Origin of the sequence: Aliamphritea spongicola, from assembly GCF_017051665.1 — a bacterium.
GTDB lineage: Bacteria > Pseudomonadota > Gammaproteobacteria > Pseudomonadales > Balneatricaceae > Amphritea > Amphritea spongicola.
Map to the genome: position 1 here is coordinate 241,770 of NZ_JAFIDL010000005.1, position 11,776 is coordinate 253,545.

General features: G+C 52.5%; 12 protein-coding genes. 5 read left to right on the top strand and 7 right to left on the bottom strand.

Going from position 1 to position 11,776, the window contains the following annotated elements:
• Window position 1: 1 nt before the first annotated feature.
• Window positions 2-622: a helix-turn-helix transcriptional regulator gene (locus tag JYB63_RS15995; RefSeq protein ID WP_205658902.1), complete on the bottom strand. Its 621-nt coding sequence runs from the start codon at window positions 620-622 to the stop codon at window positions 2-4.
• Between the two features lie 125 nt (window positions 623-747).
• Between JYB63_RS15995 and JYB63_RS16000 the strand changes: the two genes are divergently transcribed.
• From JYB63_RS16000 to JYB63_RS16010, 3 genes are all read left to right on the top strand, one after another.
• Window positions 748-1,986 (top strand): MFS transporter, encoded by a 1,239-nt coding sequence (locus tag JYB63_RS16000; RefSeq protein WP_205658903.1) that lies wholly within the window; start codon window positions 748-750, stop codon window positions 1,984-1,986.
• Between the two features lie 95 nt (window positions 1,987-2,081).
• Window positions 2,082-3,164, top strand: a complete 1,083-nt coding sequence (locus tag JYB63_RS16005) for an alcohol dehydrogenase family protein (RefSeq protein WP_205658904.1) — start codon at window positions 2,082-2,084, stop codon at window positions 3,162-3,164.
• Between the two features lie 57 nt (window positions 3,165-3,221).
• Entirely contained in the window at window positions 3,222-4,007 is a 786-nt protein-coding gene (locus JYB63_RS16010; RefSeq protein WP_205658905.1) for a hypothetical protein, read from the top strand.
• Window positions 4,008-4,056: 49 nt separating this feature from the next.
• Here JYB63_RS16010 and speB read toward each other — a convergent pair whose 3' ends face one another.
• From speB to JYB63_RS16025, 3 genes are all read right to left on the bottom strand, one after another.
• Window positions 4,057-5,037 (bottom strand): agmatinase, encoded by a 981-nt coding sequence (gene speB / locus JYB63_RS16015; RefSeq protein WP_205658906.1) that lies wholly within the window; start codon window positions 5,035-5,037, stop codon window positions 4,057-4,059.
• Between the two features lie 97 nt (window positions 5,038-5,134).
• Entirely contained in the window at window positions 5,135-6,058 is a 924-nt protein-coding gene (locus JYB63_RS16020; protein WP_243432017.1) for a LysR family transcriptional regulator, read from the bottom strand.
• Window positions 6,059-6,161: 103 nt separating this feature from the next.
• The gene (locus tag JYB63_RS16025) at window positions 6,162-7,175 is read right to left on the bottom strand and encodes a TRAP transporter substrate-binding protein (RefSeq protein ID WP_205658907.1); all 1,014 of its coding nucleotides are present in this window, start codon (window positions 7,173-7,175) and stop codon (window positions 6,162-6,164) included.
• Between the two features lie 692 nt (window positions 7,176-7,867).
• Here JYB63_RS16025 and JYB63_RS16030 point away from each other — a divergent pair.
• Both JYB63_RS16030 and JYB63_RS16035 read left to right on the top strand, forming a co-directional pair.
• Window positions 7,868-8,284, top strand: coding sequence for a hypothetical protein (locus JYB63_RS16030; protein WP_205658908.1), 417 nt, complete (start codon window positions 7,868-7,870; stop codon window positions 8,282-8,284).
• Window positions 8,285-8,325: 41 nt separating this feature from the next.
• On the top strand, window positions 8,326-8,868 hold the full coding sequence (locus JYB63_RS16035; protein ID WP_205658909.1) for a MerR family transcriptional regulator: 543 nt from the start codon (window positions 8,326-8,328) through the stop codon (window positions 8,866-8,868).
• 74 nt (window positions 8,869-8,942) lie between these two features.
• Here the strand turns inward: JYB63_RS16035 and dapA are convergent, their stop codons facing one another.
• From dapA to JYB63_RS16050, 3 genes are all read right to left on the bottom strand, one after another.
• Window positions 8,943-9,809 carry a 4-hydroxy-tetrahydrodipicolinate synthase gene (gene dapA, locus JYB63_RS16040; RefSeq protein WP_205658910.1) on the bottom strand — a complete coding sequence of 289 codons (867 nt, stop codon included), beginning with the start codon at window positions 9,807-9,809 and terminating at the stop codon, window positions 8,943-8,945.
• Window positions 9,810-10,219: 410 nt separating this feature from the next.
• The gene (locus JYB63_RS16045; protein WP_205658911.1) at window positions 10,220-10,633 is read right to left on the bottom strand and encodes a putative signal transducing protein; all 414 of its coding nucleotides are present in this window, start codon (window positions 10,631-10,633) and stop codon (window positions 10,220-10,222) included.
• Between the two features lie 38 nt (window positions 10,634-10,671).
• A complete protein-coding gene (locus JYB63_RS16050; RefSeq protein WP_205658912.1) occupies window positions 10,672-11,628 on the bottom strand; it encodes a GlxA family transcriptional regulator in 957 nt (318 codons plus the stop codon).
• Window positions 11,629-11,776: the final 148 nt, after the last annotated feature.

An 11,776-nucleotide genomic window follows, 5' to 3' on the forward strand; every position in this document is an offset into this window, starting at 1 on the left:
GTTATAACGGGCTTATCCGGTAAGAGCAGCGCCGGGCGCCGTCGAGGATATAGTCTTCCCGACTCACACTGGCCTGCTCTGCGAACAGCGACTGAAACAGTTGCAGTTCGGAACGGCAAAAATTCTGGCAGCGCCGGGCTGCTGCACAAATCGGGCAGTGGTTTTCAATGAACCAGTAGCCTTCTTCATCTTCCTGCCACTGTGCCATGTAGCCTTCAAGGCTGCGCAGTTCGGTCAGCTTTTCCAGCTTCTTTTCCAGTGTCGGGCAGTTTGCCAGTGCGGCATGGTACTGGCTGTCCAGTTGTTGTTCCCGCTGGCTGATCAGTTGTTCCAGTCCGGCATCACCGAATACCGCCTGAATTGAATCCAGCATGGTGATCATCAGCTCGCCATGGCTGTCCGGAAACTGTTGCCAGGCTTGCGGAGTGAGCTGCCAGTACCGGGAAGGGCGTCCCCGGCCGGCGGAAATGTCTTCCCAACTTACCAGTTGGCGTTCTTCCAGTGCCTGCAAATGCTGGCGGGCACCCATGGAGGTAATGTCCAGAAGTTTGCCCAGTGCCGCTGCGGTTTGCGGGCCCTTGGTTTTGAGGAGGTAAAGAATTCGGTCGCTGCTGTCATTCATAAAATCAATTATGCGGGATTGATTTATTTAATCAACTAAAAGCTTTACTTAATAAGTGTCAGTTATCAGAATAAATAAAGTATTTTGTTTATTTAATAGTTGAGTCAGAGATTAAGGAGCAGCTTATGCGTTATTCCCCTTCACTGCAGTGGGCAATCTGCCTGACGGTACTGTTGTCCGTCGCCGGTTTCAGTATGCCGGCGCCGGTACTGACGCCGCTGTTTCTTGATACAGAAAAAGAATTATTCACCGCGCTGCAGGGGCTGGACCAGGTGGCCAGGGTCTGGTGGCTGGGGGCGGTGATTTTACTGTACCCCATTGGGCAGTTATTTGGTGCGCCTTTATTTGGTCGCTATTCCGATAGGATTGGCCGAAAGCAGGTTTTGCAGTTTACCCTGCTTGGGGTCGCTACCGGGTATCTGGGCATGGTGGTGGCCATTTATACCGGCAGTTTATGGTTGCTGGTGATCAGCCGTCTGGGGGCCGGGTTCTTTAACAGTAATGTCGCCATAGCTCAGGCGATTGCGGCGGATATCAGTACACCGGAAAGCAAGCCCAGGTTGTTTGCGCGGATTAACATGGCGCTGAATCTGGGCTGGATTATCGGCCCTCTGAGCGGTGGTTACGCGGCCTATGCATGGAATGACTACAGCCTGCCGTTTGTTTTCGGTATGTCGCTGGCGCTGGTGAATATGCTGATGATCACGCTCTGGTTACCGGGTATTAAACCGAGTGCGGAACAGCGACAGCAGGCGCAGGCCAGACATCTGCAGACATCCCGTTGGGCGCTGTTAAAGGATGCGAAGCTGGCTCCGCTGTTTGCCCTGACTCTCTTCAGCTACCTGGCGATCAGCATGTACTTTTCTTACTTCAATGTTTACACCGTGGATGTCTTTGACTTCGGGCCACGGGAAATTGCCTGGAGTGCTGTATGCATCAGTATTCCGATGATGTTCGGCAGCTGGATAGGAGCACGGTTAAAAGCCCGGATGAAGACCTCAAATCTGGGGATGGTGGGCCATACGCTGATGGCCGCGGGAATGCTCAGTTTGCCGCTGATGGATACGCTGGAAGGCTTTGCGCTTACTTTACTGTTCACCGGTGTCGGTATGACTGTCAGTGAGCTGGCAACCTCGCTGGTGGTGTCAAATGAAGCCAGTGAAGCTCAGCAGGGAGAGGCTATGGGCATGTACCGTTCGGTGAGTATGGGCAGTGAACTGGCCGCCGTGGCGCTGGGTTCGGTTCTGATTATGGTCGGCGTGCACTGGGTGTTCCTGGCGGCAGGCACTTTTGCAGCGGTTGCCGGTTACGGTTTCCGGATGCGTAAGCAGGCGGTGGCCCGGGCTAAGTTAGCCGTTATCTGAGTGGCTGTTTTTACAAAAAGTTCTGTCAAGGTTGGCCGTATCCGCTGTAAGGTGGATACGGTCTTTTTTTATTGCAAAAAAACAGAGGCAGAGCGATGACGCCGAAGATGATGAAAGCAGTGGTTACCACAGGTAACGGTGGCTATGAGCGGTTGGAATATAAAGATGTACCGGTGCCGGAACTGCAAGAAGGCGAAGTACTGCTGAAGGTGCTGGCTGCGGGTATCAACAACACTGAAATCAATACCCGGCTGGGCTGGTATTCATCATCGGTGACTGAATCGACTAATGCGACGTCTGATGATGGCTTAACACCTGAAAGCAGTGACGGTGGCTGGAATAAAGAAACCCCGTTTCCGTTTATTCAGGGGACTGACTGCTGCGGTGAAGTAGTTGGAATGGCCGCAGGTGTGGATAAAACCTTGAAGGGCAAGCGGGTGCTGGTACGGGCCTGTATGCGGGAACATGGTTATGACAGTCTGGATAATATCTGGATGGGGTCAGATTTTGACGGCGCCTTTGCAGAATATGTAAAGGTGCCTGCTTCAGAAGTATTTCCGGTGGACTGTGACTGGAGCGATGCCCAGCTGGGAACGATTCCCTGTGCGTATGGCACGTCGGAAAATATGCTGCACCGGGCAAAGGTGAAAGCCACCGATGTGGTACTGGTAACCGGTGCCTCCGGGGGCGTTGGCTCGGCTACGGTGCAGCTGGCCAAACGCCGGGGGGCAACGGTGATTGCCATTGCCGGTGAAGATAAGCATCCGCAGATGCAGCCGTTAGGTGCTGACCGGTTGCTGCCCCGGGATGCCGATTTACTGGCGTTGCTGGGGGAACAGTCGGTGGATTTGGTTGTTGATAACGTCGCCGGTGCGGGGTTCCCGACTATGCTTAAGTTACTGAAGCGGGGTGGACGGCTGGTGTCTTCCGGGGCGATTGCCGGGCCGGTGGTTGATCTGGATATGCGTGATATGTATCTGAAAGACGTACGGCTGATCGGCACCACTGCCTGGGATGAGCCGGTATTCCCAAACCTGATCTCCTATATTGAAAACGGGGAGATTCAGCCCCTGCTGGCAGCGGCTTTTCCGCTGGAGGAAATTGTTGCAGCCCAGCAGTTATTTCTGACTAAACAGCATGTGGGTAAGTTTGTGCTGCTACCGGCTCACGAGGGTTAGGCCTGTATGAACAGAGCAGGGTGTAATGTAGCGGACGTGTATTAAGAGAGGATGCAGATGCTTAAACGGTTACTGGTTGCTGTACTCAGTGGTGGATTGTTGCTGGGAGTGTACGGCACTGTCTGGGCAATGGCTTCAGCTGAAGAAGAGCCAGCGTACATTCTGTATTGGGTAAACGATGGCAGGCTTGAAGAAGCAGGGAGTTATTTGCCACAGCAGATTGACCGCCCCAGAGCAGAACGAATCTGGCAGATATTCACAGCAATTGTACCGGGAAAACAATTAGCCAGGGTGCATGAATACTATGTCAGTGGCCCGGAAAACGAAGGTGGAGCTTCGGTGATTGCGATTGATGGAAAATTGCGGGAATGGCAGTTATCCATTGATGAGAAGTCGGTTGATTTACAGAACAGGCTGGATATTGAAAATCTTGTCTTTGTGCTGGTGCATGAGCTGGGCCATATAATTACTCTCAACAATGAGCAGATAGAGGTTGATTATACTGTCTGTGAGAACCGTATTGAGCTGGAAGAAGGATGTGCCCGGGAAGGTTCGTACATCAATCAGTTTGTCCGGGAGTTCTGGACTCCGCAGATGGTAAGTGAAGCTGAGGAGGAGTCTGCGGAAGTGCTGCACAGTCGTTACCGTGGCCACTTCCTGGCTGAATATGCAGCGACCAATCCAGCGGAAGATATCGCTGAGAGCTTTAGCATTTTTGTAGAGGAAGAGCAGCCTGAAGACTGTCAGGTGAGCATTGCTGAGCAGAAAATCTGTTTTTTCTACGGTTTCCCGGAACTGATAATTCTGCGTTCGCAGATCCGTGCCGGTGTGGCTGATTTATAACTTATAGCAGTGAGGCCGGAGATGAGCTCCGGCCTGCAAAACGTTACGATTATTCGCTTCTGTCCTGTGAAACTTTTTCGCTCAGCAGGCAGAGCATTTCCCACATCAGGGTTGCGCCTACCAGTGCTGTAGCGCCACTCGGATCAAACGGCGGAGACACTTCCACCAGATCAGCTCCGATCAGGTTCAGACCGCGCAGGCCGCGCACCATATGCTGTGCTTCAACGGTAGTCAGGCCGCCAATTTCCGGTGTGCCGGTACCCGGCGCAAAGACCGGATCAAGGCAGTCAACGTCGAAGCTGATGTAAGTGGCCTGATCGCCCACCACTTCTCTGGCTACTTTCAGTGCGCCGGCAACGCCCAGTTCTGTGAACTCTTCCATGCGCATGACACGGATGCCTTGCTCCAGCCCCCAGTCATCATCGGTTTCACTGTACAGGCCACCACGGATGCCTATCTGGACAATGCGTTTCGGGTCCAGCAGGCCTTCTTCAATGGCCCGGCGGAATGGTGTGCCGTGGGTGTATTTGCAGTCACCGAAGTAACGGTCCCAGGTATCGGTATGGGCATCAAAATGCACCATGCCCAGCGGCCCGTGCTTTTTCGCCAGAGCCCTTAATACCGGTAAACTGACCAGATGATCGCCACCGGCGCCCAGCGGCATAATGTTATGTTCGACCATTTCGGCGACGAAGTTTTCGATCATGTCCAGCGTCGGTTCAATTGCCAGCGGATTCACCGGTGCGTCGCCAAAGTCTGCACAGCGGGCCAGTTTGAACGGGCTGATATTCAGTACCGGATGCACCTTGCGCATCAGGGCAGAGGCGTCGCGGATCTGGCGTGGTCCGTGACGGGCACCGGCGCGGTTGGTGGTACCGCCGTCCCAGGGGATGCCGTACAGGCCTATTTCGGCGTCGGTGGCTTCGGCAATGCTGTAATGGGGCAGGCGCATAAAGGTGGCAATGCCTGCATAGCGGGGTACTGACTCGGATGCCAGTGGGCTGAAACGATTGTCCTGTGTGACTGACATATGAGTTCCTCACCTCAATGATCAAAAATTCACTGTAAGGCGGGGACAGATGTCGTTAAATGGCAATTATGACGGGTAAAGTTTCCAATTTTGGAAACTAATTCTCCGTACTGAAAGCATCCAGTAACGCAGCCCTCAGCAGATTGGGCCGGGCATCACGGCGGACAATGATTTTAAATGGCACCTGATAACTGAGCGTTTCCGGCAGAAGGGGACGCATCAGGCCTTTCTCCACCCACAGGGCGGCGTAGTGATCCGGCAGAAAGCCCACGTACTGACCACTGAGAATCAGGGTGGCGATGCCCTCAACCTGGTAAGACGTGGCGGCAGCTTTAAGCTGGGGAAACTGTTCTTTCAGAAGCACTGAGTGGGTATAGCCGGGGGCGATAAAGTCATGCTGGCTGATACGGGGCATGTCGATGTCTGCTGCCGGAAGCTCGAACAGTGGATGGCGGTTGCCACAGTAAAACAGTGAGGTTTCCGCATGCAGGTCATGGTACTCCAGCCCGGGCAGAATATGGTGCTGGGGAATGATCCCCATATTGGCCCTGCCTTCAATGACTGCCCGTTCCACTTCATTGGGGGAGGCTACCTGCAGGTTGATTTTAACTTCGGGCTCTTGCTGGTGGAATTTACCCAGCACCTCCGTGACCGCAGAGTTGGCATCGGTGAGCATATTATCGGTCAGGCCCAGGGTAAGTTCCCCCACTAACCGGCTGTGGACAGCGTTCACATTGGCGCGGAATTTTTCCAGATCAACCAACAGTTCCTGGGTGGCTTTGTAGACCAGCCGGCCGTGTTCGGTGAGCTGAAAGCCGGAGCGGCCCCGTAAACACAGATGCATATCCAGCCGGGTTTCCAGATCAGACATTTGCCGGCTGATCGCTGAGCGGCCGATATTCAGTTCCACTTCGGCGGCGGAAAAGCCGCCACATTCCACCACGGTTTTGAACACCCGTAACAGTTTCAGGTCGATATCGGCAATCTGTCCGGAGAGGCTGGTACGTTTCATGGCGGTCATAACTTAGCGGCTGAGGTTGGTCTTAGAGTAACCGAAAAAAGCCCTGCCGGCATGAGCCGGAAGGGCAATTTTACTTATGAAGCGAAGTTATAAAACCTCAGGATTAAACTTCGTCGCGGCCCAGCAGGCGCAGTACGCGGTTCAGTTTGTCCTTACCGCCAATGCTTTCATAGTGCTTCGGCCATACTGCGGTGGTGGCTTTCTCGATCCACTCTTTTTCACCGTTGGCAGGGTCAGTGATGATCATGCCTTTTTCGATTAGCTGCTGCTTGATACGGGCTTCGTTAGCGGTCAGGAATTCAGCACTGTGCTTGGTCGCTGCCTTACCGGCTTCAACGATGGCCTGCTGTACTTCAGGAGTCTGATCCTGATAGACGCTTTCGCTCATGATCAGCGGCTCGATGGAGAAGATGTAGCGAATGTTCGTCACGTACTTCTGCACTGTGTCGAATTTCATGGCATCAACGGTTACATACGGGTTGTCCTGACCGTCTACAACTCGCTGCTGCAGAGCGGTGAAGGTTTCAGACCATGCCATTGGCGTCGGGTTGCCACCCCAGGCCTTGTAGGTATCGATCATGATTTCGTTCTTCGGTACCCGGACGATAACTTTTTGCAGATCTTCCAGGGTCTCGATTGGCTGCTTGGAGTTGGTCAGTACCCGGAAACCGGTATAGGCCCAGCCGACAATCCGCACACCGGCATCTTTAACGGTGTTTTCTACCAGCTCTGCACCTACCTCACCCTGAGTCAGTAACTCGGCTTCATCCAGGCTCTGGATGACGTATGGCAGGGTAAAGATACCCACAGTAGGGGAGAATGGTGTGACGTTGTTGATGGCCAGAATAGAGAAGTCCAGGGTACCCAGACCCGCTTCAACAACAGTGTCCTGCTCGCTGCCCAGCTGGCTGTTCATGAACAGTGTACCGGTGTATTCACCGCCGGTTTTGGCTTCCAGCTGTTCAACAAATTTCAGACCGAATGCATGCTGAGAGCTACCTTCGGAATCACCGCCGGCGATTTTCCAGTTGGTGGCTGCAAAGCTGCTGGTACAGCTGCCAATGACCAGCGCGGCGGTCAGAGATACGGCTGTGGAGATATTATTTTTATATTTCATACAAACCTCAGATAGTGGTGTTGGGCTCCGGAGACCTGCAGCGGTCTGGCCGCTATTTTCGGCAAGTCTGTGCTTCATCCTGCGGTAAAGACCCTTGTAGATAAATGCAAACATTCGGGTGTTTAGTTGCCGAAAACGGAAACTGTCTGTGTTGGTTTTTAACAGTTAAGCGTGTTGTTTTTGCTGTCGGTACTGCTATGACGACGTTGTTTAGCGGATTGTTTAATTGGTTAAGTGGGTCTGATATATAAATAATAGTGGATCTTTTTTAAGCCCAATATTGCTCTATTCTACCTCCATCAACCGGGTGCATGACAGCATAAAACTGATGGGAGGTAGCTGATGAATATCACTCAGACAATCAAATTACAGCGGTTACCTGCAACGCAGAAAACGATGGATATATTGCGTTGGCTATGGGTCCTGTCGGATCGGTTTCTGAACAGTTATGCGGTGTACAAAGCTGCCGAGCTGCAACGGATTTATGACTTGCCTGTTTCAGAGGATGGCCGTCACCGGCAGCTCTGAAAGCCTTTTCGCGTGTGTAGCGACTTTCCGGTGTAACCTTCTGCAAAGGAAGGCCACCGGTTTTTTTGTCTGTTCTTTTCATTACCTGATTTTACTGCTTTACCTGACTATAACTTCATAGTTTAGGCTTGCCGTTTTACACTGAGCGGAAAGGAAAAGACGGTATGTCAGAAATCATGTTACAAGACGCTGACTTTATTACACAGTTTGAAGACTGCAGTTTATCACCGGACTATTTTGATCACCGCGGGCATATCCGTATTGCCTGGCTGTATGTGGATAAATACGGTCCGGCGGCGGCGCTGGAAAAGCTGGTGGCGGGTATCCGCCGCTATGCCGGCAGTCTGGGGGCGGATGATAAGTTTCATTACACCATTACCGCTGCCCTGTTGCAGATACTGGAGCAGCGTCAGACAGGGTGTCAGGCGGCTGGTTGGCAGGCTTTTATTGAGCTGAACGCTGATTTACTGACGGATGCTCAGCAATTGCTGCTGCGACATTATCGCCAGGACGTCCTGTTTTCAGAAGCTGCCAAAGCTGGCTGGGTTGAGCCGGATCTGCAGCCGTTTGCCGGCGCTTAACCGAAAATGTTGCGGGATGAACAGCAATACAGGAGGTGTTTATGTATACCGTTGGTGAGCTGAGTCGCCGGTTTGGTTTATCCCGCAGCACTTTGCTGTATTACGACAAAATCGGTCTGTTAAAGCCCGGTGGTCGCAGTGCGGCGAATTACCGCCTGTATAACGGGCAGGATTTGCAGCGGCTGGAAGATATCTGCCGTTACCGGCAGGCAGGTCTTTCGCTGGAAGCTATTGCCCGGTTGCTGGAAAGTGAACCCCAGTCGGCGGGGAATATTCTGCAGCAGCGGTTACAGCATCTTAATCAGGAAATTGCCGGTTTACGTGAGCAACAGCAAATACTGCTGACTTTGCTGGGAGATCCGGCCATGCAGGCACAGACCCGTGCACTGGATAAAGATGCCTGGGTGGCGGTGCTGGAAGCAAGTGGCATGGATGAACAGGCCCAGCATAACTGGCATATCCAGTTCGAACAGCAAATGCCGGAAGCGCATCAGGACTTTCTGGAATCTCTGGGCATCAGTGCAGATGAAATACGGCGTATCCGGGAATGGTCAGGAATGTCTGATCAGAGGGATGCAGAATAGACGGGAGTTTCACGGTCAGGCTTGGTGTGAAATAGTGCCTGACCGCGATAACCCGGAGTGTTGCGTATGGGGAATTAACCCATCAGGTGTTGCAGGCTTTCCAGTGTGCGCTTGGTCTCTTCAGACAGCGGCATGACCGGCATGCGGCACTCTTCAGTGCACAGGCCTAACAGTGAGGCTGCATACTTAGGGCCGGCTGGGCTTGGCTCAGCAAACATAGCGTTGTGCAACGGTGCCAGCTTGTCGTGAATGGCCAGTGCTTCTGCAAAGTTACCTTCCTGACAGGCTTTGTGCATCTGTGCACAGAGGGTCGGTGCAACGTTCGCGGTCACCGAAATACAGCCATAACCACCGGAAGCGTTGTACGCCAGTGCGGTCATATCTTCACCGGACAGGTAAGAGAATTCTTTCTCAATAACCAGACGTTCCTGACAGATACGGGACAGATCACCTGTAGCATCTTTCACACCGATTACCCGTGGCAGTTCAGCCAGGCGGGCCATAGTTTCCGGCAGTACATCCACGATCGCACGTGGCGGGATGTTGTAGATCACAATCGGCAGATCGACGCTGTCGTGAACCAGTTTGAAGTGCTGATACAGGCCTTCCTGATTCGGACGGTTGTAGTAACCTGCAACACACAGCAGGGCATCGGCACCGGCTTCCTGTGCATGACGTGCGTATTCAACCGCTTCAACAGGGTTGTTAGAACCGGCACCTGCGATAACAGGTACGCGGCCGGCGGTTTCTTCCACAACGATTTCGATAACACGTTTGTGTTCCTGTTCGTTGAGGGTTGGCGATTCGCCGGTGGTACCGACCGGCACAAGGCCGTTGGTGCCACGCTCGATCTGCCAGTTCACCATTTTACGTAAAGCATCTTCATCCAGCTGGTTGTCGCGTAATGGGGTGATAATTGCGACATAGGATCCGCGGTACATGTTCAACTCCTGGGTTGTTATTGGCCACAGCACACAAGCAAAAAAAAACCGGTGCGCCTGCGACCGGTTTTCGTATGTGATTTCTTGCTGTCTTTCGCTACTTCACACGCACGCCGAATCGCCAGGAGTTTTGCCCGGTTTATCGTTGCGTTTATCAAAAGAAGCGAAAGTTGCCAAAATTAAATCCGTGTTTACTATTGGAGCAGGAATTTAGCCGGTCTTAGGGTCACAGTCAAGTTGTTCAGAGGCTTAGTTAAGGCTTCTGCGACTTTGGTATTTATATCCTCTGAAAAGCTGCTGCAGATCACGGTTTTACAGGGCCTGTAGACTCTTTCTGTATATTGTTCTGTATACAGTTTTGGTGTGTTTCAGATAATGATAACGATGGTAAACCTGAGCCGTCTGCCTGCTTAATTGTCAGTGTCTGGCGGGGTCTTGCTGCACTGTCCGCAGTTGCGGCATTTAATGCCGTCGTGGATCGGGAAAACAGGCAGGTCCAGTAACATGATGGAAAGAAAGGTCCAGCGGCGGCCAAACTGATAATACTCGGTGTTATGGCTGTGGCATACCGGACAGGGAGCCGTGTCACAGCCCTGTTCTTCAACCAGCGCTGCTTCATCTTCTTCCTGTGCAAGAATTTCCAGTGCAGTTTCAGCCTGAGCCTCGGGTACCTGAAGGCGGACGCCACCCATGGCGTTGGAGTATAGCCATTGCATGTTGATGGTATGTTCATCTGCCACAAAGGGTGTCAGGCCGGCACATTCCAGTTTCGCCCGGGCGATGTGGGCTTCGTAGGGGAAAGAAAAGCGTGCGATGGTAATCATATCTGTTCAGCTCCCTGTTGGATTCCGGGTTTAGCCGGTTAGCGGTCTTCGCTGGGGCTGAGCTGAAACTGGTTACGGTAACTGCGGGTAAAGTGCGGGGCTGAACTGAAGCCACAGGCGATGCCTATTTCGGCCACACTCAGGTGTGATTCCCGCAGTAATTGCTGAGCCCGTTCCAACCGGATCTGCATATAGTAACCGGTGGGGGATTTATCCAGATGGCTGCGGAACAGTCTTTCCAGTTGCCGTACCGATAAATGCGCATGCTCAGCCAGTTCGCTGGGAGACAGCGGGTTTTCGATATTGGCTTCCATCTTGGCCAGCACTTTCAGCAGCCGCGGATGATGAATTTTAAGACGGGCTGCCAGGCCGATGCGCTGCTTGGCAGATTTCTGCCGGATACCGCTCTGGATAAACTGCTCGCAAACGTTAATTGCCAGGTCGTGACCAAACTCAGCCTGAATAATGTGCAGCATCATGTCGATGGCTGCCGTGCCACCGGCGCAGGTGATCAGGTTCTTATCAATTTCAAACAGTTCGTTACTGATTTCCACCCCCGGATTATCTTCCTGAAATGCCGGTACGGCTTCCCAGTGCAGAGTAAAACGCTGATTACGCAGTAAGTTGGCAGCAGCAAGCACGTAACAGCCGGTATCCATCGCACCGAGCACTGAACCTTTGCGGTAGAGTTTTTTCAGCCAGGATAAGGTGGTCTCGTTGATGTATTTTTCCGGGTTAAAGCTGGCACATACAAACAGGTTCTTCGGGGTTTCGACCTCCTGAATAGACTGGGTTTGCTGTATGGCTAACTGATTACAGGCATTTACACTTTCACCGTCATCCGATAGCAGCTGCCAGCGAAAAATCTCCCGGCCAGCGAAGCGGTTAGCCACCCGCAGCGGTTCTATGGCAGACAGTAACCCAACCATGGCGTACTCCGGCAAGAGTAAAAAAGAGATGGTAAATATGCCGTCGTGGTCGGACTTGAGAATCATAGGCGGATTTTCCGGTTGGTCAGACTGAACTCAGCGGTGACGGAGCCTGCAGCTTTTGGACTGCTTACTGAGGTTGCGTTACCGAGGGTACTATAACTTTACAAAATATAACTTTACAAAAATACCCTGAAAAAAGTGAACGTTTTCT

Coding starts and splice junctions, on each gene's coding strand:
- JYB63_RS15995 (WP_205658902.1), bottom strand. CDS start 622: ATGAATGACAGCAGCGACCGAATTCTTTACCTCCTCAAAACCAAGGGC.
- JYB63_RS16000 (WP_205658903.1), top strand. CDS start 748: ATGCGTTATTCCCCTTCACTGCAGTGGGCAATCTGCCTGACGGTACTG.
- JYB63_RS16005 (WP_205658904.1), top strand. CDS start 2,082: ATGACGCCGAAGATGATGAAAGCAGTGGTTACCACAGGTAACGGTGGC.
- JYB63_RS16010 (WP_205658905.1), top strand. CDS start 3,222: ATGCTTAAACGGTTACTGGTTGCTGTACTCAGTGGTGGATTGTTGCTG.
- speB (WP_205658906.1), bottom strand. CDS start 5,037: ATGTCAGTCACACAGGACAATCGTTTCAGCCCACTGGCATCCGAGTCA.
- JYB63_RS16020 (WP_243432017.1), bottom strand. CDS start 6,058: ATGACCGCCATGAAACGTACCAGCCTCTCCGGACAGATTGCCGATATC.
- JYB63_RS16025 (WP_205658907.1), bottom strand. CDS start 7,175: ATGAAATATAAAAATAATATCTCCACAGCCGTATCTCTGACCGCCGCG.
- JYB63_RS16030 (WP_205658908.1), top strand. CDS start 7,868: ATGTCAGAAATCATGTTACAAGACGCTGACTTTATTACACAGTTTGAA.
- JYB63_RS16035 (WP_205658909.1), top strand. CDS start 8,326: ATGTATACCGTTGGTGAGCTGAGTCGCCGGTTTGGTTTATCCCGCAGC.
- dapA (WP_205658910.1), bottom strand. CDS start 9,809: ATGTACCGCGGATCCTATGTCGCAATTATCACCCCATTACGCGACAAC.
- JYB63_RS16045 (WP_205658911.1), bottom strand. CDS start 10,633: ATGATTACCATCGCACGCTTTTCTTTCCCCTACGAAGCCCACATCGCC.
- JYB63_RS16050 (WP_205658912.1), bottom strand. CDS start 11,628: ATGATTCTCAAGTCCGACCACGACGGCATATTTACCATCTCTTTTTTA.